This window comes from Albimonas donghaensis, assembly GCF_900106695.1.
GTDB lineage: Bacteria > Pseudomonadota > Alphaproteobacteria > Rhodobacterales > Rhodobacteraceae > Albimonas > Albimonas donghaensis.
Window position 1 is genome coordinate 52,147 of sequence record NZ_FNMZ01000004.1, and the last position, 25,013, is coordinate 77,159.

The 25,013-nt window shown below is 70.9% G+C and carries 22 protein-coding genes and 1 pseudogene; 10 read left to right on the plus strand and 13 right to left on the minus strand.

Annotation, left to right across the window (positions count from 1 at the left end):
- Positions 1-204 precede the first annotated feature (204 nt).
- From BLV24_RS12380 to BLV24_RS12410, 8 genes are all read right to left on the minus strand, one after another.
- Positions 205-1,194, minus strand: coding sequence for an ABC transporter substrate-binding protein (locus BLV24_RS12380; protein ID WP_092682199.1), 990 nt, complete (start codon positions 1,192-1,194; stop codon positions 205-207).
- Positions 1,195-1,322: 128 nt separating this feature from the next.
- Positions 1,323-1,538 carry a hypervirulence associated TUDOR domain-containing protein gene (locus tag BLV24_RS12385; RefSeq protein ID WP_092682201.1) on the minus strand — a complete coding sequence of 72 codons (216 nt, stop codon included), beginning with the start codon at positions 1,536-1,538 and terminating at the stop codon, positions 1,323-1,325.
- Complete coding sequence (locus BLV24_RS12390) at positions 1,535-2,407, minus strand: ABC transporter permease (RefSeq protein WP_218133416.1); 873 nt, start codon at positions 2,405-2,407, stop codon at positions 1,535-1,537. The genes BLV24_RS12385 and BLV24_RS12390 overlap by 4 nt, the downstream gene beginning before the upstream one ends.
- A 101-nt stretch (positions 2,408-2,508) precedes the next feature.
- Complete coding sequence (locus BLV24_RS12395; RefSeq protein WP_218133417.1) at positions 2,509-3,378, minus strand: ABC transporter permease; 870 nt, start codon at positions 3,376-3,378, stop codon at positions 2,509-2,511.
- 21 nt (positions 3,379-3,399) lie between these two features.
- Entirely contained in the window at positions 3,400-4,218 is an 819-nt protein-coding gene (locus BLV24_RS12400) for an ABC transporter ATP-binding protein (RefSeq protein ID WP_092682207.1), read from the minus strand.
- A gap of 6 nt (positions 4,219-4,224) precedes the next feature.
- Complete coding sequence (hydA, locus tag BLV24_RS12405) at positions 4,225-5,685, minus strand: dihydropyrimidinase (protein ID WP_092682209.1); 1,461 nt, start codon at positions 5,683-5,685, stop codon at positions 4,225-4,227.
- Complete coding sequence (locus BLV24_RS21590; protein ID WP_143040306.1) at positions 5,682-6,203, minus strand: hypothetical protein; 522 nt, start codon at positions 6,201-6,203, stop codon at positions 5,682-5,684. The genes hydA and BLV24_RS21590 overlap by 4 nt, the downstream gene beginning before the upstream one ends.
- Before the next feature lie 227 nt (positions 6,204-6,430).
- Positions 6,431-7,681 carry a Zn-dependent hydrolase gene (locus BLV24_RS12410; protein WP_092682211.1) on the minus strand — a complete coding sequence of 417 codons (1,251 nt, stop codon included), beginning with the start codon at positions 7,679-7,681 and terminating at the stop codon, positions 6,431-6,433.
- Positions 7,682-8,028: 347 nt separating this feature from the next.
- Between BLV24_RS12410 and BLV24_RS12415 the strand changes: the two are divergent.
- A pseudogene (locus BLV24_RS12415) lies at positions 8,029-8,619 on the plus strand (TetR family transcriptional regulator C-terminal domain-containing protein); the annotation flags it as partial.
- Between the two features lie 176 nt (positions 8,620-8,795).
- Positions 8,796-9,553 (plus strand): IS5 family transposase gene (locus tag BLV24_RS12420; protein ID WP_092682215.1). Its coding sequence is split into 2 segments (ribosomal slippage): positions 8,796-9,105 and positions 9,105-9,553, totalling 759 coding nucleotides; the frame shifts between segments, so codons are not numbered across the junction.
- Positions 9,554-9,562: 9 nt separating this feature from the next.
- On the opposite strand, the gene BLV24_RS12425 is transcribed toward BLV24_RS12420, so the two are convergent.
- The 3 genes from BLV24_RS12425 to BLV24_RS12435 form a co-directional block, all read right to left on the minus strand.
- Positions 9,563-10,117, minus strand: a complete 555-nt coding sequence (locus tag BLV24_RS12425; RefSeq protein ID WP_143040307.1) for a hypothetical protein — start codon at positions 10,115-10,117, stop codon at positions 9,563-9,565.
- Between the two features lie 99 nt (positions 10,118-10,216).
- Positions 10,217-11,446: a DUF2333 family protein gene (locus BLV24_RS12430; protein WP_092682219.1), complete on the minus strand. Its 1,230-nt coding sequence runs from the start codon at positions 11,444-11,446 to the stop codon at positions 10,217-10,219.
- A gap of 444 nt (positions 11,447-11,890) precedes the next feature.
- A complete protein-coding gene (locus tag BLV24_RS12435; RefSeq protein WP_092682221.1) occupies positions 11,891-12,592 on the minus strand; it encodes a type 1 glutamine amidotransferase in 702 nt (233 codons plus the stop codon).
- Positions 12,593-12,961: 369 nt separating this feature from the next.
- Between BLV24_RS12435 and BLV24_RS12440 the strand changes: the two genes are divergently transcribed.
- Complete coding sequence (locus BLV24_RS12440) at positions 12,962-14,353, plus strand: glutamine synthetase family protein (RefSeq protein WP_092682223.1); 1,392 nt, start codon at positions 12,962-12,964, stop codon at positions 14,351-14,353.
- Positions 14,354-14,456: 103 nt separating this feature from the next.
- Positions 14,457-15,746 carry an NAD(P)/FAD-dependent oxidoreductase gene (locus BLV24_RS12445; protein ID WP_092682867.1) on the plus strand — a complete coding sequence of 430 codons (1,290 nt, stop codon included), beginning with the start codon at positions 14,457-14,459 and terminating at the stop codon, positions 15,744-15,746.
- A gap of 294 nt (positions 15,747-16,040) precedes the next feature.
- Here the strand turns inward: BLV24_RS12445 and metF are convergent, their stop codons facing one another.
- Entirely contained in the window at positions 16,041-16,931 is an 891-nt protein-coding gene (metF, locus tag BLV24_RS12450) for a methylenetetrahydrofolate reductase [NAD(P)H] (protein WP_281242915.1), read from the minus strand.
- 463 nt (positions 16,932-17,394) lie between these two features.
- Between metF and BLV24_RS12455 the strand changes: the two genes are divergently transcribed.
- The 4 genes from BLV24_RS12455 to BLV24_RS12470 all read left to right on the plus strand — a co-directional run bounded on the left by BLV24_RS12455 (position 17,395) and on the right by BLV24_RS12470 (position 22,051).
- Complete coding sequence (locus tag BLV24_RS12455; RefSeq protein ID WP_092682227.1) at positions 17,395-17,721, plus strand: virulence factor; 327 nt, start codon at positions 17,395-17,397, stop codon at positions 17,719-17,721.
- Positions 17,722-17,771: 50 nt separating this feature from the next.
- Positions 17,772-18,710: a methylenetetrahydrofolate reductase gene (locus BLV24_RS12460; protein WP_092682229.1), complete on the plus strand. Its 939-nt coding sequence runs from the start codon at positions 17,772-17,774 to the stop codon at positions 18,708-18,710.
- A gap of 150 nt (positions 18,711-18,860) precedes the next feature.
- Positions 18,861-19,814: a methyltetrahydrofolate cobalamin methyltransferase gene (locus tag BLV24_RS12465; protein ID WP_092682231.1), complete on the plus strand. Its 954-nt coding sequence runs from the start codon at positions 18,861-18,863 to the stop codon at positions 19,812-19,814.
- A gap of 983 nt (positions 19,815-20,797) precedes the next feature.
- Positions 20,798-22,051, plus strand: coding sequence for an MFS transporter (locus tag BLV24_RS12470; RefSeq protein ID WP_092682233.1), 1,254 nt, complete (start codon positions 20,798-20,800; stop codon positions 22,049-22,051).
- Positions 22,052-22,419: 368 nt separating this feature from the next.
- Here BLV24_RS12470 and BLV24_RS12475 read toward each other — a convergent pair whose 3' ends face one another.
- Positions 22,420-22,956, minus strand: a complete 537-nt coding sequence (locus BLV24_RS12475; RefSeq protein WP_176954730.1) for an outer membrane protein assembly factor BamE — start codon at positions 22,954-22,956, stop codon at positions 22,420-22,422.
- A gap of 323 nt (positions 22,957-23,279) precedes the next feature.
- On the opposite strand from BLV24_RS12475, the gene BLV24_RS12480 reads away from it, so the two are divergent.
- Positions 23,280-23,843, plus strand: a complete 564-nt coding sequence (locus tag BLV24_RS12480; protein ID WP_092682238.1) for a YceD family protein — start codon at positions 23,280-23,282, stop codon at positions 23,841-23,843.
- Positions 23,844-24,477: 634 nt separating this feature from the next.
- Positions 24,478-24,681: a 50S ribosomal protein L32 gene (gene rpmF / locus BLV24_RS12485; protein ID WP_092682240.1), complete on the plus strand. Its 204-nt coding sequence runs from the start codon at positions 24,478-24,480 to the stop codon at positions 24,679-24,681.
- The last annotated feature ends 332 nt before the right edge of the window (positions 24,682-25,013 follow it).

Consider the following 25,013-nt stretch of genomic DNA (forward strand, 5'->3'; position numbering starts at 1 on the left):
TGCCTCGGACCCTGCCCCGGCGCCCGTCCGATAGCCCGATACACCGGCCTCCACCGGCGCTTGCGGCCGCCCCGGCACGAAACCCGGCGCGAAACGTGAAAGGGGGGACGCCGATGCGGCGCCCCCCCCCTCTTGTCTTCCTACCGCGGCGGCGCCGGTTCCCCGAGACGCCGCGGGCGAAGCCGCCCTGTCAGGGCGACCCGATCAAAGCGCCTCGTCGGTGATGGCGTGGGTCCAGGCGCCCTCGGGGGCCTTGGTGATCACCGGGTCCGACCCGCCGGCCAGCAGCGATTCCACCGTGCGCTCGTAAGCCGCCGGGTCCAGCGCGCCGTTCGAGCCCGCGGTCAGCTTGGCGATCTCGCCCATCATCCGCTTCTGGTGCTTTTCGGTCTGGGCGCCGGTCGCGTCGTTCTCCAGCACGATCTCGGCGGCCTCGTCCGGGTTGGCCTCGGCGTATTTCCAGCCCTTCATCGAGGCCCGCACGAACTTCACCATGGTCGCGGCGAATTCGGGATCGGCCAGCTTGTCCTCCAGCGCGTAGATCCCATCCTCCAGCGTGGCGACGCCCTGATCCTCGTATTTGAAGGTGATCAGATCGTCCTCGGAGATGCCGGCGTCGATCACCTGCCAGTATTCGTTATAGGTCATGGTCGAAATGCAGGCCGCCTGCTTCTGCAACAGCGGATCGACGTTGAAGCCCTGCTTGAGCACGGTCACGCCGTCCGCGCCGCCCTCGGTCGGGATGCCGAGATGGCCCATCCAGGACAGGAACGGGTATTCGTTGCCGTAGAACCAGACGCCGAGGGTCTTGCCCGGGAAGTCCTCCGGCGTCTTGATGCCGCTTTCCTTGAGGCAGGTCAGCATCATGCCCGAGGACGTGAAGGGCTGGGCGATGTTGACCACCGGCACGCCGCGTTCCCGCGCCGCCAGCGCCGAAGGCATCCAGTCCACCATCACGTCGGCGCCGCCGCCGGCGAGCACCTGCACCGGGGCCACGTCCGGGCCGCCGGGGAGGATTTCGACGTCGAGGCCCTCTTCCTCGTAGAACCCCTTGTCCGCGGCGACGTAATAGCCGGCGAACTGGGCCTGGGTGACCCATTTGAGCTGCAGGGTCACGTCCTCCGCCTGGGCGGCGGGGGCGGCGAGGCCCAGGGCCGCGGCCAGCGCCGCGCCGAGTTTCAGAGCTTGGGTCATCGGTCTCTCCTGTTGCTTCCGACGCGCTTGCGGCGCCTGTTGGCTGTCAAATCGCTACCGCGGCGCGGAAGCGTGGTCAAACTCCGTTCACGCTCCGCCGCGGCGCCTTCGTCGCAGGCGCCGACTTCTCAGGCGAGGCTCAGTTCCGAATGCGCCTTGAGCACTTCTCCGCCGTTCTCCAGCCGCAGCAGATAGGCCGGGTTGTCCGGCGTCGCGTTGCGCACCACGCGGGTTCCCTTGATCACCCGCTCGACGCGCTCGGTGTAGACGGTCTCGACCCGGCCGGCGCCGGAGCCGCGGCCCCAGGCCCAGGTCACCCGCTCGCCCTCGCCGAAGGGGGTCATGCGCGCGCCCCCCGCTGCGAGGGATGCCAGAAGGTCACCGCCTGCTCGATCAGCGCGATGATCCCGTAGAAGGCCGACCCGGCGAGCGCCGCCAGCGCGATCTCGGCCCAGACCATGTCGACGTTCATGCGCCCGACCTCGGTCGAAATCCGGAAGCCCATGCCCACGGTGGGGGTGCCGAAGAACTCCGCCACGATGGCCCCGATCAGGGCGAGGGTGGAGGCGATCTTGAGCCCGTTGAAGATGAAGGGCGCGGCCATCGGCAGGCGCAGGCGCAGCAGGGTCTGGCGATGGCTCGCCGCCCAGGTGCGCATCAGGTCGAGCTGCATGCGCTCGGCCGCCTTCAGCCCCTCGACCGTGTTCACCAGCATCGGGAAGAACACCATGACCACCACCACCGCGGCCTTGGAGGGCCAGTCGAAGCCGAACCACATGACCATGATCGGGGCGATGCCGACGATGGGCAGCGCGGCGACGAAATTGCCCACCGGCAGCAACCCGCGCTGCAGGAAGGGGGAGCGGTCGATGGCGAGCGCGCAGACCACCGCCGCGGAGCAGCCGAGCGCGTAGCCGATCAGGACCGAGCGCAGGAAGGTCTGGGAGAAGTCCGCGTAGAGGATCGGAAGCGACCCCGCGAAGCGCGCCGCGATGGCGGAGGGCGGCGGCAGCAGCACCGGCGGGATGCGGGCCCCGACGGCGACGGCCTCCCACAGGAACAGAAGCGTCGCGCCGAAGATCAGCGGGATGGCGAGGCGCAGGGCGCGGTCTCCGCCCCCGCCGGACTGCCCCACGCGGGCCGCCAGCGCCGCCACCAGCGCCCAGGCGCAGGCCCAGGCGCCCAGCACCAGCGCCCAGCCCCAGGCGGGCATGCCGTCCCGCGCCAGCATCAGCGAAATCAGCCCCAGCCCCAGGGCGGCCGGGGCCAGCAGCAGCGGCTGGCGCGCCAGCCCGTTGAGCGCGAGATCCCGCATCACACGCCCCCCGCCTGTCCGCGCCGCGCCAGCGTGATCCGCCCCGCCAGCCCGACCAGCGCCACCAGCACCGCGGCCAGGGCCGCGGCGGCGAAGAGCGCCGACCAGATCTGCACGGTCTGTCCGTAATAGCTGCCGGCCAGCAGCCGCGCGCCCAGCCCCGCCACGGCGCCGGTGGGCAGCTCGCCCACGATGGCGCCCAGCAGGCTGGCCGCGACCGCGACCTTGAGGGAGGCGAACAGGTAGGGCGTCGCCGCCGGCCAGCGCAGTTTCCAGAACACCTGGCCCCGGTCCGCCGACCAGGTGCGCATCAGGTCCAGCTGAATGGCGTCGGGCGACCGGAACCCCTTCACCATCCCCACGGCGACGGGGAAGAAGCTGAGATAGGTGGAGATCAGCGCCTTGGGGATCAGTCCCGACAGGCCGACCGCGTTCAGCACCACGATGATCATCGGCGCGATGGCCAGGATCGGCACGGTCTGCGAGGCGATGACCCAGGGCATCACCGACAGGTCCATGGCCCGGTTGTGGACGATCCCCACCGCCAGCGCCATGCCCAGCGCCGTGCCGAACACGAAGCCCAGCATCGTCGCCGACAGCGTGATCCAGCCATGGTAGACGAGACTGCGCTTGGAGGTGATCTTCTTCTCGAAGGTCGTCTCCCAGATCTCCACCGCCACCTGGTGGGGGACGGGCAGCACCGGGCGGTCCTGCGCCATGGTGTTGGCGAGCATCGTGGCGAAGGGGACCTCGGTCTTGGCCCGCGCGGCCTGGTCCCGCTCCCATTGCAGGTTCAGCCCGGCGGCGGCGACATACCAGAGCGCCAGGATGGCCGCGACCACCGTGAGCACCGGAAACGAGGCGCGCAGCCTGTTCATCGCGCCCCCGCCTCAGTCATAGGAGTGCCCAGCCCGCAGCCCCTCGCGCACCCGGTGGGCGACGTCGAGGAATTCGGGGGTCTCGCGGATGTCCAGCGGGCGCTCACGGGGGAGGGGGCTGTCGATGATCTCGGTGATGCGGCCGGGACGGGGGCTCATCACCACGATCTTGGTCGAGAGATACACCGCCTCGGGGATCGAATGGGTGACGAAGCAGATGGTCTTGCCGGTCTCGTCCCACAGCTTGAGGAGCTGTTCGTTGAGGTGGTCGCGCACGATCTCGTCCAGCGCGCCGAAGGGCTCGTCCATCAGCAGGATGTCGGCGTCGAAGGCCAGCGCCCGGGCGATGGAGGCGCGTTGCTGCATCCCCCCCGAAAGCTGCCAGGGGAATTTCTTCTCGAACCCCGCCAGTTCGACCAGCTCCAGCACCCGCGCCGTGCGGGCGGCCTGCTCGGCCCTGGAAAAGCCCATGATCTCCAGCGGCAGGCGGATGTTGCCGCCGATGGTCCGCCACGGATAAAGCGCCGCGGCCTGGAACACATAGCCATAGGCCCGCGCCAGCCGCGCCTCCTGCGGCGTCATCCCGTTGACCGAGATCGCGCCGGAGGACGGCTGCTCCAGGTCCGCGATCACCCGCAGGAACGTGGTCTTGCCGCAGCCCGAAGGCCCGATGAAGGAGACGAACTCGCCCTTCCCGACGTCCAGATCGACGTTCGAGAGCGCGTGGACCGGCCCGTCATTGGTCTGAAAGGTCAGGTTGAGGTCCCGCGCCTCGATCACGGCGCGGGAGGCGGCGGCGGCTGGGGTCGCGGAGGACGCGGCCTGGCTCATGGGCGCTCAGACCCCCGAGGGGATGTTGAGCGGATCGCGGTCGATCCGCCGCGGCGCGGTCAGCGCCTTCCACTTCGACAGCGCCTGGTTGGGCGCCGGGAAGGCGGGACGCGGGATGAATTTCCCCCGGCCGGGTTTGGGGGAGACATTGGAGCCGGCGGACCAGACCACTTCCCCGCGCGAGAGCGTGTAGCGCGGCAGGCCGTTGACCTCGAACCCTTCGAAGACGTTGTAGTCGATGATGGATTTCTGCGTGGCGGCCTGGATGGTCTTGGAGGCCTTGGGATCCCAGACCACCAGATCCGCGTCCGCCCCGACGGCCACCGCGCCCTTGCGGGGATAGCAGTTGAGGATCTTGGCGATGTTGGTGGAGGTGACGGCGACGAATTCCTCGGGCGTCAGGCGCCCCGTCTCCACCCCCCGCGACCACAGCACCGAAAGCCGGTCCTCCAGCCCCCCGGTCCCGTTCGGAATCTGGGTGAAGTCGTTGAGGCCGAAGCGCTTCTGTTCGGTCGAGAAGGCGCAATGGTCGGTGGCCACCACTTGCAACGAGCCCGCGATCAGCCCGTTCCACAGCCCGTCCTGGTGCAGTTTCGAGCGGAAGGGCGGGGACATCACCCGGCGGGCGGCGTAGTCCCAGTCCTTGTCGAAATACTCGCTCTCATCCAGCGTCAGGTGCTGGACCAGCGGCTCTCCGTAGACGCGCATCCCCTTCTGGCGGGCGCGCCGGATGGCCTCATGCGCCTGCTCGCAGGACACATGCACGATGTAGAGCGGCACACCGGCGGCGTCGGCGATCATGATGGCGCGGTTGGCGGCCTCGCCCTCGACCTCGGGGGGGCGGGAATAGGCGTGGCCCTCGGGGCCGGTGACGCCCTCGGCCAGGTATTTCTGCTGAAGCTCCGCGACCACGTCGCCGTTCTCGGCATGGACCAGCGGCATGGCGCCGAGTTCGGCGCAGCGCTTGAAGGACGCGAACATCTCGTCGTCCTGCACCATCAGCGCGCCCTTGTAGGCCATGAAGTGCTTGAACGTGTTCACGCCGCGGTCGACGACCCATTTCATCTCGTCGAAGATGGTCTCGTTCCAGCCGGTGATGGCCATGTGATACGAGATGTCGACGCAGATCTGGTCCTTCGACTTGCGGTCCCAGGCCTCGATGGCGTTTTTCAGCGAGCCGTCCTCGCCGGGCAGGCAGAAGTCCACCAGCATGGTGGTGCCGCCGGCGGCCGCCGCGTAGGTGCCGGACGCGAAGGTCTCGGCCGCGGTGGTGCCCATGAAGGGCATTTCCAGATGGGTGTGGGGGTCGATGCCGCCGGGAATGACATAGGCGTCGGAGGCGTCGAGGGTCTCGTCCCCCGTCAGGTTCTCCCCGATCTCGATGATCTTCTCGTTCTCGACCAGAACGTCGGCCTTGTACGAACGGTCGGCGGTGACGACGGTGCCGCCCTTGATCACTGTAGTCATTTTTGCACACCTTCTGATAGAACTTTGCCGCTCACCCCCAACTCCGACAGAGAAAAGAATATAGCGCCAACGAAAATTAAGTAGATCGCCGCCCTGTAGAAGCGATTCTGGCGACGACGCTCGACTTCATTTTCAGATACAGCTTCGTCCGTGTTCTCACAAAGTCCGCGAAATATCATTCCGAACGCGATGCCGTCTTCAATCGCCTTGTCCAGGCTTTTGTAGTCTGCACCTTGCACATGCATCTTCACGGGCATCGCCGACCAAGCGCTAAAGAAAAAAGCCAATATAAATAGCAGCACTGAAAGCACCAAATAAGGCTTGTTGGTCCAAGCTTCACCATCTCCACGGACCAACGCCGCAGCAGCTATGGATACCCCCGCAAGAACAAGTGAACGTTGATCGGCCGCCAGCCCAAATCCATTCTGAGCCTCGAGGCGTTTCTGACATGCGGCATATGCTTCTCGCCAAAACGCGAGTTCCGCTTGCTCCCTAAGCCGCCTTTTCTCACTTCCCATGTTAGCACCGATTGATTAGTTTGGAGGGAGTTGAAATCTCGAGGACCAAGCAATGTCTGGAAACGGCAAAAAACCTCCGACAAAAATTGGGAAACCTGAGAGGCTAGAGAGAAGCGCGATTTTGAATTTTGAGACTAGGCGAATTCCTCCAGCACTAAGGGACGCAACTAACGTTTCAAAGTCGCGTCTACCGAGCGAAAAGCCTGACACACCGAAGAAGTAGTTTCTCACCCCACGATCTCCGCCGTCTCCAGCACCGCATGCAGCAGCACCGCGGTCCCGGCCGCGGCCCATTCCTTCGAGATCTCTTCGTCCTCGTTGTGGCTCAGCCCGTCCACGCAGGGGCACATGATCATCGAGGTCGGGGCGACCCGGTTGATCCAGCAGGCGTCGTGGCCGGCGCCCGAGATGATGTCCATGGAGGAATATCCCAGCCGGTCCGAGGCCCGCCGCACCGCCGCCACGCAGCCCTCGTCGAAGGTCACCGGGTCGAAATGGCCGGTCGCCTCGATCTCGATGCCCAGGCCCAGCGCCTCGGCGATCTTCGGGGCCTCGGCCTCCAGCTCCGCCTTCATGGCGTCGAGCGTCTCCTGGTCGGGGGAGCGGAAATCGACGGTGAACACGGTCTTGCCCGGGATCACGTTGCGCGAGTTCGGGTAGACCTCCACATGACCGACGGCGCCGACCGCGCGGGGCTGGTGACGCATGGCGATGGTATGGACCAATTCGGTGATCCGGGCCATGCCCAGCCCGGCGTTGACCCGCATCGGCATGGGGGTCGAGCCGGTATGCGCGTCCTTGCCGGTCAGCGTGACCTGAAGCCACCACAGGCCCTGGCCATGGGTGACGACGCCGATATCCTTGCCCTCGGCTTCGAGGATCGGGCCCTGCTCGATATGCAGCTCGAACATCGCCTTCATCTTGCGGGCGCCGACTTCCTCCGCCCCGATCCAGCCGATGCGCTGGAGTTCGGTGTGGAAGGAATGGCCCTCGGCATCCACCCGGTCATAGGCCCAGTCGAGCGTATGCACCCCGGCGAACACGCCCGAGGCCATCATGGCGGGGGCGAAGCGGGTGCCCTCCTCGTTGGTCCAGTTGACCAGCACGATGGGATGTCTGGTCCTGATATTGAGGTCGTTGAGCGTCCGGACCGCCTCCAGCCCGCCCAGCACGCCGAGAATGCCGTCATAGCGGCCGCCGGTGGGCTGGGTGTCGAGATGCGAGCCCATGTAGACCGGCGGCAGTTCCGGGTCCTCGCCCTCGCGGCGGAAGAACATGGTGCCCATGCGGTCGACGCCCATGGTCATGCCCGCGGCCTCGGCCCATTTCTGGAAGAGGCGGCGCCCCTCGGCGTCGGCGTCGGTCAGCGTCTGGCGGTTGTTGCCGCCGCGCACGCCCGGGCCGATCTCGGCCAGCTCGTGGATCGAGTCCCAGAGCCGGTCGGCGTTGATCTGAAGGTTGGAGCCGAGTTCCGTCATGTCGAGGCCGTCTTTCCGCCGCCGGAAAGCGGCTCGTCGCTGGGGCTGCGTCGGGGTCCGGAGAGGCGGCGGGCGGGCCGGTCTCCGGCGAAAGCGCTTGCGGTGTGTTAACCGTCTGGTCAAACTTCACGCTATCAGGACCGCAGGTCCGGTCAACACGAAAAAGCCGCGGCCCCCGGGTCACGCGGCGCCCTGCCCCGGAGGAGCCCCGCCATGACGGCGACCGTCCCGCCCCCCCTGTCCGCCCCCCCGGAAGGGCGGCGGCGTTGAGCGCGCCCCCGCAAGGCCCCGACTCGGATCCGGCCCCCGATTCCCCCCGCGCCGCGCGCACCAAGCGGCGGACGCGCATCCAGGCGGAGAACGAGGAGAAGATCCTCGACTCAGCGCTCGACGCCTTCGCCCAGCACGGGTTCCGCGGGACCACGCTGGACCAGATCGCCGAGGGCGCGGGCATGTCCAAGCCCAACCTGCTTTATTACTTCCGCCGCAAGGAGGACATCCACGCCGCCCTGATGACCCGCCTGCTGGAGGAGTGGCTGGAGCCGCTGGAGGCGTTCTCGGCCCAGGGCGACCCGATGCGGGAGATCCGCGCCTATATCCGCCGCAAGCTGGAGATGGCGCGGGAGAAGCCCCGCGAAAGCCGGCTCTTCGCCTCCGAGATCATGTCGGGCGCGCCGCGGATCGAGGAATACCTCTCGGGCCGGCTGAAGGCGCTGGTGGATGAGAAGACGCGGGTGATCCGGGCCTGGATCGCGGATGGCAAGATCCGCCGGGTGGACCCGCATCACCTGATCTTCGCGATCTGGGCGACGACCCAGCATTACGCGGATTTCGACGTGCAGGTGCGGCTGCTGCTGGACGCGAAGGCCGGGGCGGACGGGCATCTGGACGACGCGGCGCGGTTCCTGGAGGAGCTGTTCCTGCGCGGCCTGGCGCCGGGGACGGAGCCTGACGGGAGCCCCGGCGCGGGGTCCGGCGGGAGAACAGGCGCGGGCCCCGACGGGAGAACGGGCGCGGGCCCCGACGGAAAAACGGGCGGCTAGGGCGCGTCCCCATAAACGGGATTCCCATGACCTCGCATCTTTGATTCACTCTCCGAGAGGAGGAGGTAACGATGCGCCGTCACGAACTGACCGACCGGGAATGGGCGATCATCCAACCGCTGCTGCCGCAGAAGTCGCGGGGCGTGCCGCGGGTGGATGACCGCCGTGTGATCAACGGCATCCTCTGGAGGTTCCGCGCAGGCACGCCCTGGCGCGACGTGCCCGAGCGCTATGGCCCGCGCACCACGCTCTACAACCGTTTCGCCCGATGGCGCGCGGCCGGGGTCTGGGACCGCATTCTGGAAGCGATCTCAGAGGCCTATGACGGCGATATCGTGATGATCGACAGTTCCTGCGTCCGGGTCCACCAGCACGGGGCCGCGGTAAAAAGGGGGGTGACGACCATGGCTGCATGGGACATTCCCGCGGCGGGCTGACCACAAAGATCCATGCGCTGGTCGATGCCGAGGGCCGCCCCATCCGCCTGAAGCTGACGCCCGGCCAGGCGGGCGACGCGCCGGTGGGAACCGAGTTCGTCGCCGATCTGGACCCCGGCGCGACCCTGATCGCCGACCGCGCCTACGACACCAACCCGATCCGCGAGGGCGCGGCGGCCCGCGGCGTCTGGGCCAAAATCCCGCCCCGCGTGATCCGCAAGGACGCTTTCAGCTTCAGCCCCTGGGTCTATCGCCAGCGCAATCTGGTCGAGCGCTTCTTCAACCGCATCAAACAGTTCCGCGGTCTTGCCACCCGATACGACCGGCGCGCCGACAATTACCTCGCCGCCCTCAAACTCGCCGCAATCCGCATCTGGATCGCGAAGATATGAGTCCGCGCCCTAGCCGGGCGCGGCCCGCCGCGGTCCGCCCGGCCCGGCCTCCTCGCGTCGCGCGCCGCCCTGCTCGGCCGTCCCGCCCGGCGGGCAGCCGTCGCCCGGGGCGAAGACGCCGAACATGCCGGTGGTCAGCACCGCGGAGACCGCCCGCTCCGGCGCCGCCGAATGGCCGGAGCGGCGCGCGTAGTCCCCGGTCATGCCCGAGGCCTTGAGCGTGGCGATGTCGACGACCAGCGCCGGCGACCGCTCCTCCCCGTATCGCAGGTTGAGCCGGCCGGGCATCTCCTCCAGCCGCAGGGGCCAGGTGGCGGCGGTCACGCCCAGGCAAGCGGCGACCTTGGCGGTGAAGCGGCGGCGGATCTCGAAGGCGGGTTCGGAGGCCACGGCGTCGATCTCGGCCGAAGCGGCGGTGGCCAGCGCCCAGCGCGCGGTGGTCCCTCGGGGGCCCAGCACGTCCTCGTAGCGCAGCATCGGGGCTGTCACCGCCAGCCCGACCAGAGCCAGCGCGGCGGCCCCCACGCCGATGCGCGCGCGGCGCATGGAGCGGTCTCTCGTCATCGTCGCTCCCGGGATACGCAGGAACAGGTGCGGAATACGCGGATCGGGCCCGCCCCGCCGCGACGTGCGGCGGGGCGACTCAGGCGGTCATCTTGGCGCTCAGCGGTTCAGGATGTCACGCAGCTCGACCATGTTGGCGCGGGCGCGAAGCACTTTCTGCCCCATGACCGAGAGATGATCGGGCGAAATCGCGCCGTCCTCGCGCCCGTTGGAAACGACCATCGGGTTCAGCTCGGCGCCTTCGGCCAGATGCGCCTCCATCCGGTCCCAGACCTGGCCGAGATCGGACTGCTCGATCGACTTGCCGAAATCCATCTTCACCGCCTGCATCAGCCCGTGCAGGGCGAAGAGCTGGCCGCGGGCCTGGTGGAACAGGTTGTCGGCGCGGAAGTCGAACCAGCCGCGGTTGTTGCCGTCGGCGGGGATGAACTCCTTGCGCTGCACGGACCATTGCGTGGCATTGGCCCGCTGGGCGAGCTGCGAGGCCATGGAGCCGAGATCGGCGGCCAGCCGGTCCACCAGCGTCCGCAGGTTGTCGCGGCGCACGTCGAACAGCGCGTCGCAGGCGGCCAGACGCTCGTTGTAGCGGCGGTAGAGCGGGATGGCCCCGCGATAGGAGGTCGAGGCCGCCTCCATCACCGTCTGCAGCTGGGCGTCGAAGGGGTTGTTGAGCACCCAGGCGCGTTCATTGGTGCGCAGGCGCGACTGGGCGGCCTGCAGATCGGCGTCGGCGGTGGAGGTGCCGCGCACCCGGCCCAGCGTGTCGGCGAGGTCGAGCGAGACGCGGCGCACCATGCTCAGCATGCCGATCTGGAACGAGGCCTTGTTGTCGAACCAGGGCGTGTCCTCGAAGTCGACCAGGCCGAAGAAGCCGAGGTTGTACTGGGGCGCGCCGGGGATCCAGTCGTTCTGGTTCACCATCAGGTCGATGAGACCGATCTGCATCTGCACGACGCGGGAGGGCGCGCAGGTCAGGGTCTCGGAGGAGCCGGCGGTGGTGCTCTCGTCGTTCACCTCCACCGGGGCGTCGGCGGCGGTCGTCGCCGGGGCCGGGCCGGCCACCTCGCCGCGGGACCCGGGCGGGGGCAGGATGGTCTGGGGATAGGCCAGGTCCATGCCGGGGTAAGTGGTGGTGCGCCAGGTCAGGATGCCGAGATAGCCGATGCAGAACAGGATCAGCAGCACCGGCAGGGCGCTGACGAGCCGACGCATCAGGCTGCGTTTCTTCGGGGCGAACGGGTCGGTGGGATCGGGCTTCCTGCGGCCGATGCCGAAGAGCAGGCCGATCCGCTCGAGGAGTTCGACGAGGAAGTCGATGATGCGGGTCATGGGCCTCTCCGTTGCTGCGCCGGGATTTTAACTAGCGGCTTCGCGACGGGCTTCCAAGGCGCATGGGCGCGCAGGGGGGCGGAAGTCGGCGCGAGGATCGAGGAAAGCAGGCGCCGCGTCCGACCGGACGCGGGCGGAACCGGCGCGCCCGCGGCGCGTTGCGATGCGGCGCCGGGCGGCGCGGGAGCAGGCGGAAACGGCGCGCCCGGATCCCGCATGGACGGCGTGGGCGGCGGGCGGGGCGGGGCGGGCGCCGGGCTCCGGAAGGCCGGGCCAGTCGCCCCATGGACACTGCTCCGCGCGACTTGTCCCGGCCGGCGAGGTTCCACCCGCCGCTCCCCGCCCGAGACGGCGCCGCCGGGCGCCCCCGCATCAACGCGCCGCGGGCGCCCGGCCGCGGCCAGGCGTCCGGGTCGTCGCGGCGCCCGCGCCGGCCTCTCGCCCTCAGGCCTCCGCCGTCGCGGCGTGGTCGAGGAAGAATCGCGCGATCCGCGTGCCCATCGCCGGACTGTCGATCGGCTTCGACAACCCGTCCAGCGCCGCGCGCGCCACCGGCTCGGGATAGAGCGTCCCGATCCGTTCCTCGATCAGCCCGCGCGAAAACGCCGCGCTCATCTCCGGATGCGGCTGCCAAGAGATCGACGGCCCGTCCGTCCAGGCCAGCCCCGCCAGCGGACAGAACGCCGACTCGGCGATCACCCGGGTATGCGGCGGCTGCGCCACCACCTGGTCCTGGTGCGAGGCGATGATCGAGATGTCCTCGCCCGCCTCCAGGTCCCGATAGGTCTGCACGCCGATTCCCCAGCCCTTGCCGCTCTGCTCCACCTTGCCGCCCAGCGCCTGGGCCATCAGCTGATGCCCGAAGCAGATACCCACCAGCGGCAGGCGGGCGGCGTGGATCTCGCGCACCAGGGCCTCGGCCCGGCGGATCCAGGGAATGTCCTCGTAGACCCCGAAGCGCGAGCCGGTGATGAGCCAGCCGTCGGCCTCTTCCGGTCCTTCCGGGAAATCGTCCTTCAGCAGGGGCCAGGCGCGGAATTCCAGGCCATGCCCGGCGAGCAGCCGCTCGAACATCTGCGGATAGGTCCCATGGGCCTCCTGCAGATCGCGGGGCGGGAAGCCGGTTTCGAGGATGCCGATGCGCATGACGCTCCTTTCGAGAGGCGTTTGGGGAACGGGGGGAGAGGCGGGCGGAACCGCGGGGCCGCGACGTGAGCGCGCGCCGCTTTCTTTCGGCCGCGCGCCGTCGCAATATAGGGGCTCACGCCGCCTGCGTCAGCGCCCTCGCGCGCGGGGCCTCGCGTCGCGCGCCGCACGGCTCCCGCCTGCGCCCTCGCCTGCCCGGCCGACCCTTGCGAGGGCGGGTCGGGGCGGCGCGAGGGCGCAGGCGGGGGCCGCGCCGCGCGCCCGCCGCCTCCGCCCCCGCGGACCGTCCCCACGCCGGACGCGCCCCTTTTCTCAAGCCGCGCCGCATCCCGGACGCGGCTCACCGCCTGGAACCGGACCCGTCTCTGAATGAGCAAGCTCGCCCCCGAGATCAGCCTCGCCGTCTCCCCCGAACTCGACACGCCGGACCTTCAGTCCCTGCGCGACTGGATCCGCGCCCACCGGGTCGAGGAGATCGAGTGCGTCACCCCCGACTTCGCCGGCATCGCGCGCGGCAAGGTCATGCCCGCCTCCAAGTTCCTGCGTGAGAGCGAGATCCGCCTGCCGGTCTCGATCTATTTCGCGGTGATCACCGGCGAATACGCCGACGTGGACCACCCCGAGCTCTATTCCGACGGCGACATCACGCTGGTCCCCGACCTGACCACCGCCCGCGCCGTGCCCTGGGCGGGCGAGGCGTCGCTGCAGATCATCCATGACGTGGTCGACCGCCACGGCGTGCCGATTCCCTTCGCCCCGCGCGAGGTGCTGCGCCGCGTGCTGCGCGCCTACGAGGCCAAGGGCTGGACCCCCGTCGTGGCGCCGGAGCTGGAATTCTACCTCACCAAGCCCAACACCGACCCCGACTATCCGCTGGAGCCGCCCGTGGGCCGCTCGGGCCGCCAGTCCACCGGTTCCCAGGCCTTCTCCCTGTCCGCGGTCGACGAATACGACGCGGTGATCGAGCATATCTACGACTACGCCGAGGCGCAGGGGCTGGAGATCGACACCATCATCCAGGAGGCCGGGGCCGCGCAGCTCGAGGTCAACATGATGCATGGCGACGCGATGAAGCTCGCCGACCAGGTGTTCCTGTTCAAGCGGCTGATCCGCGAGGCGGCGCTGCGCTGCGGCTCCTACGCCACCTTCATGGCCAAGCCGATGGCGCGGCAGCCGGGTTCGGCCATGCATATCCACCAGTCGGTGCTGGACCGGGACGGGAACAACATCTTCACCGCCCCCGACGGCGAGGCGAGCCCGCTGTTCGAGGCCTTCATCGGCGGCCAGCAGAAATACCTGCCCGCCTGCTCGGCGCTGACCGCGCCCTATGTGAACTCCTACCGGCGGCTGGTGAAATACATGTCGGCGCCGGTGAACCTGGAATGGGGCTACGACAACCGCTCCACCGGGCTGCGGGCGCCGCGCTCCGACCCGCGCGCCCGGCGGGTGGAGAACCGGCTGACCGGGGCCGACGCCAATCCTTACCTCGCGCTGGCGGGCTCGCTCGCCGCCGGCCTGATCGGCATGGAGGAGGGGACCGCCCCCCGCCCGCCCGTCACCGGCGGCGCCTATGACAACGCCCGCGACATCCCCTATTCGCTGCTGGAGGCGGTGGACCTGCTGCAATCCTGCGAGCCGATGGCCGAGCTGCTGGGCCGCGATTTCGTGAAGCTCTACGGCACGCTGAAGCAATTCGAATACGATCAGTTCATGACCGTCATCAGCCCGTGGGAGCGCGAGCACCTGCTGCTCAACGTCTGAGGCCCGCGGGCCGGCTGAACCGGCTTCGCGCGACGTTCGGGCCGCGCCCCCTGTCGGGGGGCGGCTTGCGCGTCGCGCCCCTGTCCCTATCGGAGCCCCGATGATCACGACCCTTTACGCCAACGAGACGCAAGGGACCCATCCCCCGTCCTGGTACGTCGCCTCGGCGCCCGCCTTCCCCGACCAGCCGCAGCTCGACGGGACCGAGACCGTGGACGTCTGCATCATCGGCGCCGGCTTCACCGGGCTGTCCACCGCGCTGCACATGGCGGAGCGGGGGCTGTCGGTGGCGGTGCTGGAGGCGCATCGCGTGGGCTGGGGCGCCTCGGGGCGCAATGGCGGACAGATCGGCGTGGGCCAGCGGCAGGACCCGGAGGCGGTGGCGAAAATGGCCGATCCCGGGCTGGCGCGGGCGTCGTGGGAGATCGGGCGCGACGCGGCGGATCTTGTGCGGGACCTGGTCGACCGGCACGGCATCGACTGCGGGCTGAAAGCCGGGCTGCTCTACGTCAATCACCGCGCGCGCTACGACGCGGGGTCGAGAGCGCATGCGGCGTTCCTGCGCGACGAATACGGCGCCGATATCGAATATCTGCCGCCGGAGGAGGTCCGCGCGAGGCTCGGCGCGGCGGGCATGTCGGGAGGCCTGTCGATGCCGTCCGGCGGGCACCTGCATCCGCTCGCCTTCGCCCGCGGTCTGGCCCGGGCGGCGATGGCGGCGGGCGCGCGGATCTTCGAGCGGACCGAGGCCAGCTGGCTCGACGGGACCCGCGTGATCGCCGCCACCGGAGAGGTGCGGGCCGAGCGGGTGGTGGTCGCCTGCAACGGCTATCTCGGCGGGCTGCTGCCGGAGGTCGCGGCGAAGGTCATGCCGATCAACAATTTCATCATCGCCACCGAACCGCTGGACGAGGGCCTCGCCCGATCCCTGATCCGGGACGACGCGGCGGTGGCCGACAGCCGCTTCGTGGTGAACTATTTCCGCCTGTCGGAGGATCGGCGGATGCTGTTCGGCGGCGGCGAGAGCTATGGCTGGACCTTCCCCAAGGACATCGCGGCGCTGGTCCGGCCGCGGATGCTGGCGCTGTTCCCGCAATTGGCGGAGGCGCGGATCGACCATGCCTGGGGCGGCACGCTGGCGATCACGCCGACCCGCCTGCCGGTCTGGGGAGAGATCCGGCCGGGCGTGTTCAACGCCTCGGGCTATTCGGGCTCGGGGGTGGCGCTGGCGACCATGGCCGGCGCGGTGCTGGCCGAGGCCGCGTCGGGGGACCGCAGGCGGCTCGACATCATGTCCGCCCTGCCCGTCCCGCGCTTTCCCGGCGGCGCGTCGCTGCGCCGACCGATCCTGACCGCGGCCATGCTGCTGGCCCGGCTGCGCGACGCGCTCTGATCCGCCGGGGCGGATGCGCCGCGTCGAGGTCTCGCCCCCTGGGCCGGTTCCGCCCGCGGCGCGCTGGACCGGAGGCGCCGGATGGCGACCGTGCCGACGGCGCCCGGTTGCCCCGCGCCGCGGGCGGAACCGCGAAACCCACGGGCGGGTCGTCGCGGCGCTCCCGCGCTGGTCGTTCCTGAAACCGTCGAGGGGTGGCGTGCCGGCGTCGCCCGCCGAAAACGAAAACGGGACGCCGAAGCGCCCCGTTTCGATCCGTCTCCCCGTGTCGATCCGTCCCGAGACCCGAAAGGCTCAGGCGCCGCCGGCGGCGGCCGCGCCGAGCGGCTGGGGCTCCACGCCGATGGCGCGGCACACGTCATAGGGCAGATCGGGATTGTTGAGCGTGTAGAAGTGGATGTGCTCCACCCCCTCGGCCAGCAGACCGTCGCACTGCTCGGCGCAGATGGCGCGGCTCAGGGTCTCGGTCATGCCCTGCTCGTCGGCATTGCCATAGGCGGTGACCAGCCAGTCCGGGATCGTCGCCCCGCAGCCCGCCGCGAACCGCCGCATCTTGCCGAAATTCTCGATCGGCAGGATGCCCGGATGGATCGGCGCGGTGATCCCCGCCTTCGCCGCCGCATCGCGGAAGCGCAGGAACAGATCGTTGTCGAAGAAGAACTGGGTCAGCGCGCTGTCCGCGCCCGCATCCAGCTTGCGCTTCAGGTTGTCGAGATCCTCCGCGAGATCCGCCGAGTCCGGATGCCGTTCCGGATAGGCCGCGACCGAGATCCGGTCATGCCCCGCCGCGCGCAGCCCCGTGACCAGCTCCGCCGCGTTGCGGAACCCGTCGGGATGCGGCTCGAACCGGTCGGCGCCCTTGGGCGGGTCGCCGCGCAGCGCCACCACCCGGCGGGCGCCCAGCTTGCGGTAGCCGTCGGCCTCCTCCAGCGTCTCCTCGCGCGTGGCGCCGACGCAGGTCAGGTGGCCGGCCACCTGCAGGCGGGCGCGCTCCAGGATCGCCTTGATGGCGTTGCGGGTGCGGTCGCGGGTGGTGCCGCCCGCGCCGTAAGTCACCGACACGAAACTCGGCGCCAGCGGCGCCAGCCGCTCGACCGAGCGCCACAGCCGCATCGCCCCGTTGGGCGTGGCGGGGGGGAAGAACTCGAACGAGATGGACAGGCTGCGGCCGGACGGATCGGTCACGAGGGCTACTCCACGAATGGGTTCTTTCGGCGCGGCCCCCGCTGCGCGGGACGCGAAAGCGCTTCCCGCCTTCATACGGTTTTGTTCGCGACGCTTCAACGTCGCTTTGCGGCGCCGCGGCGCCGGCGTCCGGGCGCGGCCCGCGAGCCGGGGTTTGACGCAGCGTATCCTGACTCACGCCGCTCAAGAACCTCTGAACGAAACCCGGACGCGCCGCGACGCTTTCGCGCGCCGTTCAGGCCCCGCCTCCCCCCGCCGCCCCCCGGAAACACCCCGCCCGCCGGAGCCGCGCGGAGGCGACGCCTGCCCGATCCGCGCGAATCCGCAGCGACGCCGCGAGCCGATGTCGCGTTTCTCGCGCATGCCGTCGCTCCCATCACGCGAACGCGCCCCGCGAGCGCGTATCCGGGATTGAAGGCGAGGCGGTATCGGACCGGACCTTCCCCGCCCGGAGGAGACGGATTTGGCGCAGATCACGGTGGTTTGGTGGCGGGACATCCCCGCCCAGGTGATCGCGGGCAAGGGCCGTCGGGGCGGCGCCAAGCGCCAGCTCCCCGAGCGGTTCGAGCAGGCGATAGACCGCTGCGCGATGAAGGTGGGGGCGAAGGAGTCCGACGCCTACCTGGCCGAGTGGCGGCGCGGCGCGCCCTACCAGGTCGAAGCCGGGAGCGACGAGGCCGCGGCGGAGGCGGAGGCCGCGAGGCTCGACGCCGAATACGGGCCGGAGAAGATCAGGGCCCTGATCGCCAATGACGGCCGCGAGCCGGGCGACGGGGCGGAGACCCAGTAACGGGGCGCAAGGGCGACGGTCGCCCGAGCCCCAGCCAAGGAGGGCCGGACATGTCCCGGGTGATCGACTTCCTCGCGCGGCGACGCGCCGTCTCTCCGTCCTCGCCTTCGGCCGCGCCCGCGGAACAGGCCGGCTTCCTGCGCGGCTTCTCGGTCGAAGTCATGCCGCGCACCGCCGCGAAGATCGCGCGTTTCGCCGATCTCCTGCCCCGGGGCACGCGGGTCTACATCGCCCATATCGACGGCACGCCGATCGAGGACATGGTCTCCACCGCCCGCCGCATCGCCGGCGAGGGCTTCGAGGTCATGCCGCATTTCCCCGCCCGCTCTATCCCCTCCAGGGCCGCGCTGGCCGACTGGATCGACCGCTACCAGGGCGAGGCGGGGGTGACCTCGGCGCTGCTGCTGGGCGGCGGCGTGTCGGAGCCGCGGGGGGACTTCCACTGCTCCATGCAGCTGATGGAGACCGGGCTGTTCGACCGCGCCGGCTTCCGCCGCCTGCATGTCGCCGGCCACCCCGAGGGCAACACCGACATCGACCCCGACGGGTCGGATCGGAACGTCATGGCGGCGCTGCGCTGGAAGCAGGCCTTCGCCGAACGCAGCGACGCCGAGATGGCGCTGGCCACCCAGTTCGTATTCGAGGCCGCGCCGGTGGTGGACTGGGCCGCGCGGCTGCGGGCGGCGGGGGTGAACCTGCCGATCCATGTCGGCGTGGCCGGGCCCGCCAAGCTTCAGACGCTGATCAGATACGCGCTGGCCTGCGGGGTGGGGCCCTCGGTCAAGGTGCTTCAGAAGCGGGCCATGGACCTGACCCGGCTCGCCCTGCCCTTCACGCCCGACGAGGTGCTGGCCGACCTCGCCGCCGCCCGCGCCGCCGACCCGGACCTGCAGATCGCGCAGGTGCATTTCTTCCCGCTGGGCGGCATCGACAAGACCGCCGAATACGCCGCCGACCGGGCCGAACGCGGGGTCGTCCGCTACGCCTGATCGGCGGGGCGGGGCGCCTCGCGGGCCGGCCCCCTGACGAGCCCCGCCCCTCACGCCAACCGGGTTCCCGGCCGTCGGGCGCCTCCGAGCCCACGCCCGCCCGTCATCGCCCGCCCTACCCCGCCAGGCCCCACAAGGATCGCATCGCGCATGACCCGCACCATCGTCGAGTCCAAGTCGAAAACCGTCGTCATCGGCTTCGACGAGCCGTTCTGCGTCATCGGCGAGCGCATCAATCCCACCGGCCGCAAGAAGCTGGCGGCCGAACTGGAGATGGACGACTTCTCCACCGTCGAGAAGGACGCGGCCGAGCAGGTGGCCTGCGGGGCGATGATCCTCGACATCAACTCGGGCGCGGTGTTCTCCAACCGGATGGAGGCCGACCCCCGCTACGCCGACAACAACTTCGTCGAGCCGATGCTGATGAAGGCGCTGATCGAGCGGGTGCAGGCCATCGTCGACGTGCCGCTGTGCATCGACAGCTCGGTCCCCGGCGCGCTGGAGAACGGGCTGGAGGCCGCCGAGGGCCGCCCCCTGCTCAACTCCGTCACCGGGGAGGAGGAGCGGATGGAGCTCGTCCTGCCGCTGGTCAGGAAATACAACGTGCCGGTGGTGGCGATCTCCAACGACGACACCGGCATTTCCGAGGACCCCGAGATCCGCTTCGCCGTGGCGAAGAAGATCGTCGAACGGGCCGCGGATTTCGGCATTCCCGCCCATGACATCGTGGTCGACCCGCTGGTCATGCCGATCGGGGCCATGGCCACCGCCGGCAAGCAGGTCTTCGCGCTGGTGCGCCGCCTGCGCGACGAGCTTGGCGTGAACACCACCTGCGGGGCCTCCAACGTGTCCTTCGGGCTGCCCAACCGGCACGGGATCAACGCGGCCTTCCTGCCGATGGCGATCACGGCCGGAATGACCTCGGCGATCATGAACCCGGTGCGCCCGCAGGAGATGAACGCGATCCGCGCCGCCAATCTTCTGATGAACAACGACCCTCACGGCATGGCCTGGATCCAGGCCAACCGCGAGCCGACGCCCGAGGGCGAGGCCCCCGCCGGCGCCCGCGGCGCGCGCGAGGGCCGGCGCCGGCGCCGCGGCTGACGCCCACCGCTGGCGGCGGCGTCGGCGCAGGCGCCGGGCCGCGGGGGGAACAGCGGCGGTGGGCCTGTCCCGCCGCTGCACGACAGGGCGCCCGAAGGCCCGCCCCCCTGCGCAACCTCGCCTGCGCAAGCCGCGATGCGACGCCCCCCCGTTCCCGAAGCTGACGAACGCGTTCCAAAGGCGGTCAAATCGAAAAGGCCCCGGGCGCCGGGCTCGCCCGCCCACGCCTCCCCGACCAGGCCGCCGCGCGGAGGGGTCGAATGGACGCGCGTCCGCGACCCACTTCGCGGACGCGCGTCCGGGCTGCGGCCCTGCGCTTGCCGGCCCCGTGCGGCGCGGTCGCGCCGCCGTCCGGCCCCGCCCGTCCCGCATCGCGGCCAGCCGGGCGAACGCAGCAAGGTCCAGTCCGTTCCCACCGCCAGCGCCTCCGCCAACGCCTCCGGGCCGCCTCCCCAGTGGAGCGGCGCGGGACGCGCGGGACGCGCGGGTTCGCGGCCGAAGAACCGCGCGCGACGCCCTCGACGGGCGCGCGCGTCCGTCGAGGGCGTCGCGCCCCGGGGCGGCGCGGGAACCGCTCCATTTCCGGTTGATTCGGAGCGGATTGCAAGCCTGTTCATGGGCGAAGCGCATCCGGTCCGGCTGGAGACGTCGCCGCCATCGCCCCCGTCGCCGCGCGCCGCGGGCGAGCGGCCGCCGCCCGCGCCCGGGTCGACGCGGCGCCTCCCCGCTCATCCGTCGGCACGCGGCGGCCGGCCTGGCCGCTCCCCGGGGGTCGGGACCGCAGCCCGCGCCGCAGCGGTTCAACCGGCCCCTCGGCGCCGCGGACATGCGCCCGCGGCGGGTCTTGAAACCGGGTCTTCCAGCCGGGACGTCCGGGCGCCTGACCGCAAAAGTTTTGAATTCCACGATCACGCGTTGTGATATTGTCCCTCACAACGCTTCGCTTGCCTTCGCGTCCAAGCCCCGGCTACCTGACCGGCGCCATGGTTTCCGCATCCGACACACCCCCCGCCTCGCCCTCCGCGCCGCTCCCCGATCCCGACCGCCGGGCCCGGCGCAATGTCGTGGTGCTGGTCATCGCCCAGGCGACGCTGGGCGCGCAGATGCCGGTCAACTTCGTGCTGGGGGGGCTGGCGGGACAGATGCTGACCCCGATCCCCTGCCTCGCGACGCTGCCGATCTCGCTGATCGTGCTGGGCTCGATGCTGGCTGCGCCCAATGTCTCGGCGGTGATGGGGCGCTACGGGCGGCGCGCGGGGTTCTTCATGGGGGCCGCGGGGGGCGCGACCGGCGCGTCGCTCTGCGTCGCGGCGCTGTTCCTCAATTCCTTCTGGCTGTTCCTCGCAGGCGCTTTCTGCACCGGCATCTATATGTCGGCGCATGGCTTCTACCGCTTCGCCGCCGCCGACGGGGCGTCCGACACGTTCCGGCCCAAGGCGATCTCCTGGGTGATGGCGGGGGGGCTGATCTCCGCCGTGATCGGGCCGCAGATGGTCAAGCTCACCTCCGACATGCTGGCCCCGGTGCCCTTCGCGGGCGCCTACGCCTTCGTGATCCTGCTGAACCTGGTCGCGTGCTCGGTGTTCTGGTTCCTCGACTCGCCCAAGCCGGCGAAACCGCAGCCCGGCGACGCGAAGGGGCGCTCGGTCGGGCAGCTTCTGCGCACGCCGCGCATCCTGGTGGCGATGATCTGCGGCATGGTCTCCTACGCGCTGATGAACCTGGTGATGACCTCCACCCCGCTGGCGGTGGTGGGCTGCGGCTTCGCGCAGGCGGACGCGGCGGATATCGTCATGGTGCACGTGCTGGCGATGTTCCTGCCCAGCTTCTTCACCGGCAACATCATCAACCGTTTCGGCGTGGAGAAGGTCATCGCCACCGGGCTGGTGATCCTCGCCGGCGCGGGGATGGTGGCCCTGGCGGGCGTGGACCTGCTGAACTTCTACGGCGCGCTGTTCCTGCTCGGGATCGGGTGGAACTTCGGCTATATCGGCGCGACCTCGATGCTGGCCGGCGCCCATTCGGTGGCCGAGCGCAGCCGGGTCCAGGGCATGAACGACTTCGCGGTGTTCGGACTGGTGACGGTGGCCTCGGTCAGCTCCGGCGGGCTGATGAACTGCTGGGGCGGCGATCCGCAGACCGGTTGGGCGGCGGTGAACTGGGCGATGATCCCGTTCCTGAGCCTGGCCGGCGCCGCGCTGATCTGGTTCGCGCTGCGCAAGCCCGAGGCCGCCTGACGGCGCCTCGGGGGGCCTTCGCCTCCGGCGCCCTGCACGACGCCTGTCCCTCAACGTCGCCCGCCCCCGGCGACGCCATGCCCCGAAGGCGCGGCCTCCGCCCGTAGGCCCTGCGGCCAGGCGGCCGCGGCACGCCGGCTCAGGGTCGGCGGCGCGGCCGGCGGACGCCCAGGCGCCCGTCTCCCGCCGCTTCGCGACGCGCCGCGCGAGGCCTTCGCCCCGCGAATCGATGAGAGGAAGAGACGCGCCGCGCTCGGCATGAGCGCGCCGCCGACGCCCGAACCGGCCCGGCCGCGCGCGCCGTCCCCAAGGCGCCGCAGCGGCGCCTGCCGCCGGCCCGCCTCGGGGACCGGCGGCGTGGCGTCGCATCAGTTGTTCGTCGCGCCCTCGGCCACGGCGGAACCGGCGTTGGCCAGGTTGCCGAAGACCTGCTGCAGGATGGTCAGCTCGCGCCCGAAGGTGGGCGTGGTGCGGGTCACCAGGTTGATCACCCGGCCGTCCTCCAGCCCGTAAAGATCGGTCGAGGCGAGCGTGCCCTGATCGTCGAAGCGGATCGCCACAACGCGGCGCTCGGTCACTTCGGGGGCGTTGTAGGCCAGGGTCTCGACCCGCGAGGACACGTAATACCACGCGTCGTTGCGCATCACGCCGGCCGTCGAGGGACGGCCGATCTTGGCGGTCACCGTGGCGGCGCTGTCGATGCCTGGCTCCAGCTGCGCCAGTTGCGCCTCGGCCGGGGCGTAGCCGTGCACGCGCACGACCGGCTCGCAGGCCGCGAGCGCCAGCGCGGCGAGGGCGCCCAGCGCGAGCGTCGCGCCCCGCGGACGCCGCCGCGGCGCGACGGGCGCGCCCGACGCGCCCCCGGCCGACGCGGCGCCGCCGATCGTTCCGTTGATGGAAGTCATGCGCGGGTCCCGCACCTGAAAACCCCGTGTCTTCCGGATCATCACCGCTCCCGGGTCATCGCGGCCGGGCCGCTTGGGCCGGCCAGTCCGCGCCCCGGACGCGCCCCGCGCCGTGGCCGCGAAGCCGCGGCGGGTGCGGGCGGGCCAAGGTCGCCGCTTGCAGGCCTTGCCTAGCGCGCGCATGTTCGCAGTTCAAGCGGCCCCGCCGCCCGAGCCACACCGCCGGCCTCGCCGTCCGTCCCCGGACCGGTCCTGCGCGCCGCATCGCGGCCCAGGGCGATACGAGGCCGATGCGACCCGCCCCGCGCGAAGGAGTAAGCGCCATGTCCCGCTCCGCCGCCGCCGTCCCGGCGCCCGAATTCTCCCGGCCGGTCCGGGTCAACGATCTGCCGCCCAACGGCGACAAACTGCAGGCCAAGGCCGGCGCGGAGGAGCGCGCCGCCCTCGCCCGCCGCTTCGGCGTGAAGAAAGTGGAGCGGTTCGGCTTCCGCGGCGAGGTGCGCCCGGAGGCCGACGGCTGGCGCGTGGAGGGCGAGGTCCGCGCCCGCGTGGTGCAGCCCTGCGTGGTGACGCTGGAGGACGTGGCGCAGGAGCTGGCGGAGCCGTTCTCGCGCCTCTACCTGCCCGGCGCGCCGGAGCCGGACCTGGCCGATATCGACCCCTCCGAGGACGACGACCCGCCCGAGCCTCTGGGCCATCGCATCGATCCCGGCGAGGTCGCGGCGGAGATCGCGGCGCTGGCCATCGACCCCTATCCGCGGGCCCCGGGCGCGACCTTCGCGGCGCCCGCGGTCGGTCCCGACGGCGCGGAGGAGGAGGACGGCGCCGCCCGTCCCTTCGCCGCCCTCGCCGCGCTGCGCGAGCGCCTGGACAAGGACGACGGCTGAGTCGGGGTCCACGCGCCATGCGCCTCACCTCCTGCCTGTCCCCGTTCCCGCCCCTGGCTGCGCCCGTGTCCCCGCCCCTGGCCGCGCGTGCGCCTGGCCGCCCGCAGGTTCCGCCTGTCCCGACCGGGCGCCGCGTCCTCCCGCCCGCGGGTGGCGAGGGCGCGCCCGCGGCGCAGGGAACCCGGTCGCCGGGTGGCGACGTGGCCACCTGCGCGACGCCCGAACCGCGCCGCGGGCGGAGCGGCCGCACCCGCGCCACGGTCGTCGCGGCGCTCCCGTCCGAGCCCCCCGCGCGCCGCGCGGCCGCCGCGCGCCGCAGGCCCCGTCATGACGCCCCGGCGCCGGACCGACCGCCTTGCGGGCGCGACGAAATTCTCCGCTCCGGCCCCGCCGCGGGCGCCGCCCGAGCCCGGCCGCGCGCCCCCCTGCGCGCCGCCGCTTCCGCGCCCCTCGGCCGGCCCTTGCGCTCGCTCGGGTTTCGCGTATGTTCGCCGCTCCTTTTTCACGGGATTCGGCGGCTCTCCGCGGGACCTCTCCGGCGCATCGGCGACGGGCGGTCCGGCAGGGGAGCCGAGAGGGTCCCGGCCCATACGCGCGGCCACGCGGTCGCCGCGGTCAACCGGAGATCGAGACCATGGCGGTCCCCCAGAATCGAACCACGCCGTCGAAGCGCAACATGCGCCGCTCGCATCATGCCCTGTCCGCCTCGAGCTACGCCGAGTGCCCGAACTGCGGCGAGCTGCAGCGTCCGCACCATGTGTGCGGCTCCTGCGGGCACTATGCCGGCCGCGAGGTCGTCAGCATGGTCGAAGAGCTCGACCTCGACGACGAGTCCTGATCGCGGCCGCCCTTCCCCGCGCCTGACCGGGCCCGCATTCGCGGGGCTCCCGGTTCCGGCGCGGCGGAGGGGACCGGCGCGGCGCGGACCTCGCGTCGCGCTCGTCGGAACGCTGCGCGAGCACGCCCCTGCGCCTGTCCGGGCTTCGGCCCGGTCGCAGGCTCTGTCAGGGGCTGCGGACAAGGCGAGACCCGCGCGCCATCGCGCACGGGAATCGCGCGGCGAGACGACCTCGGCCGGGCGCCGCCCCGGCGCATATCCCGGGATCGCCGCGCCCTTCGCGGGACGCGGCGCCGGAACGCCGCCTTGCGCATGCTGCGCCTCGACCGGTC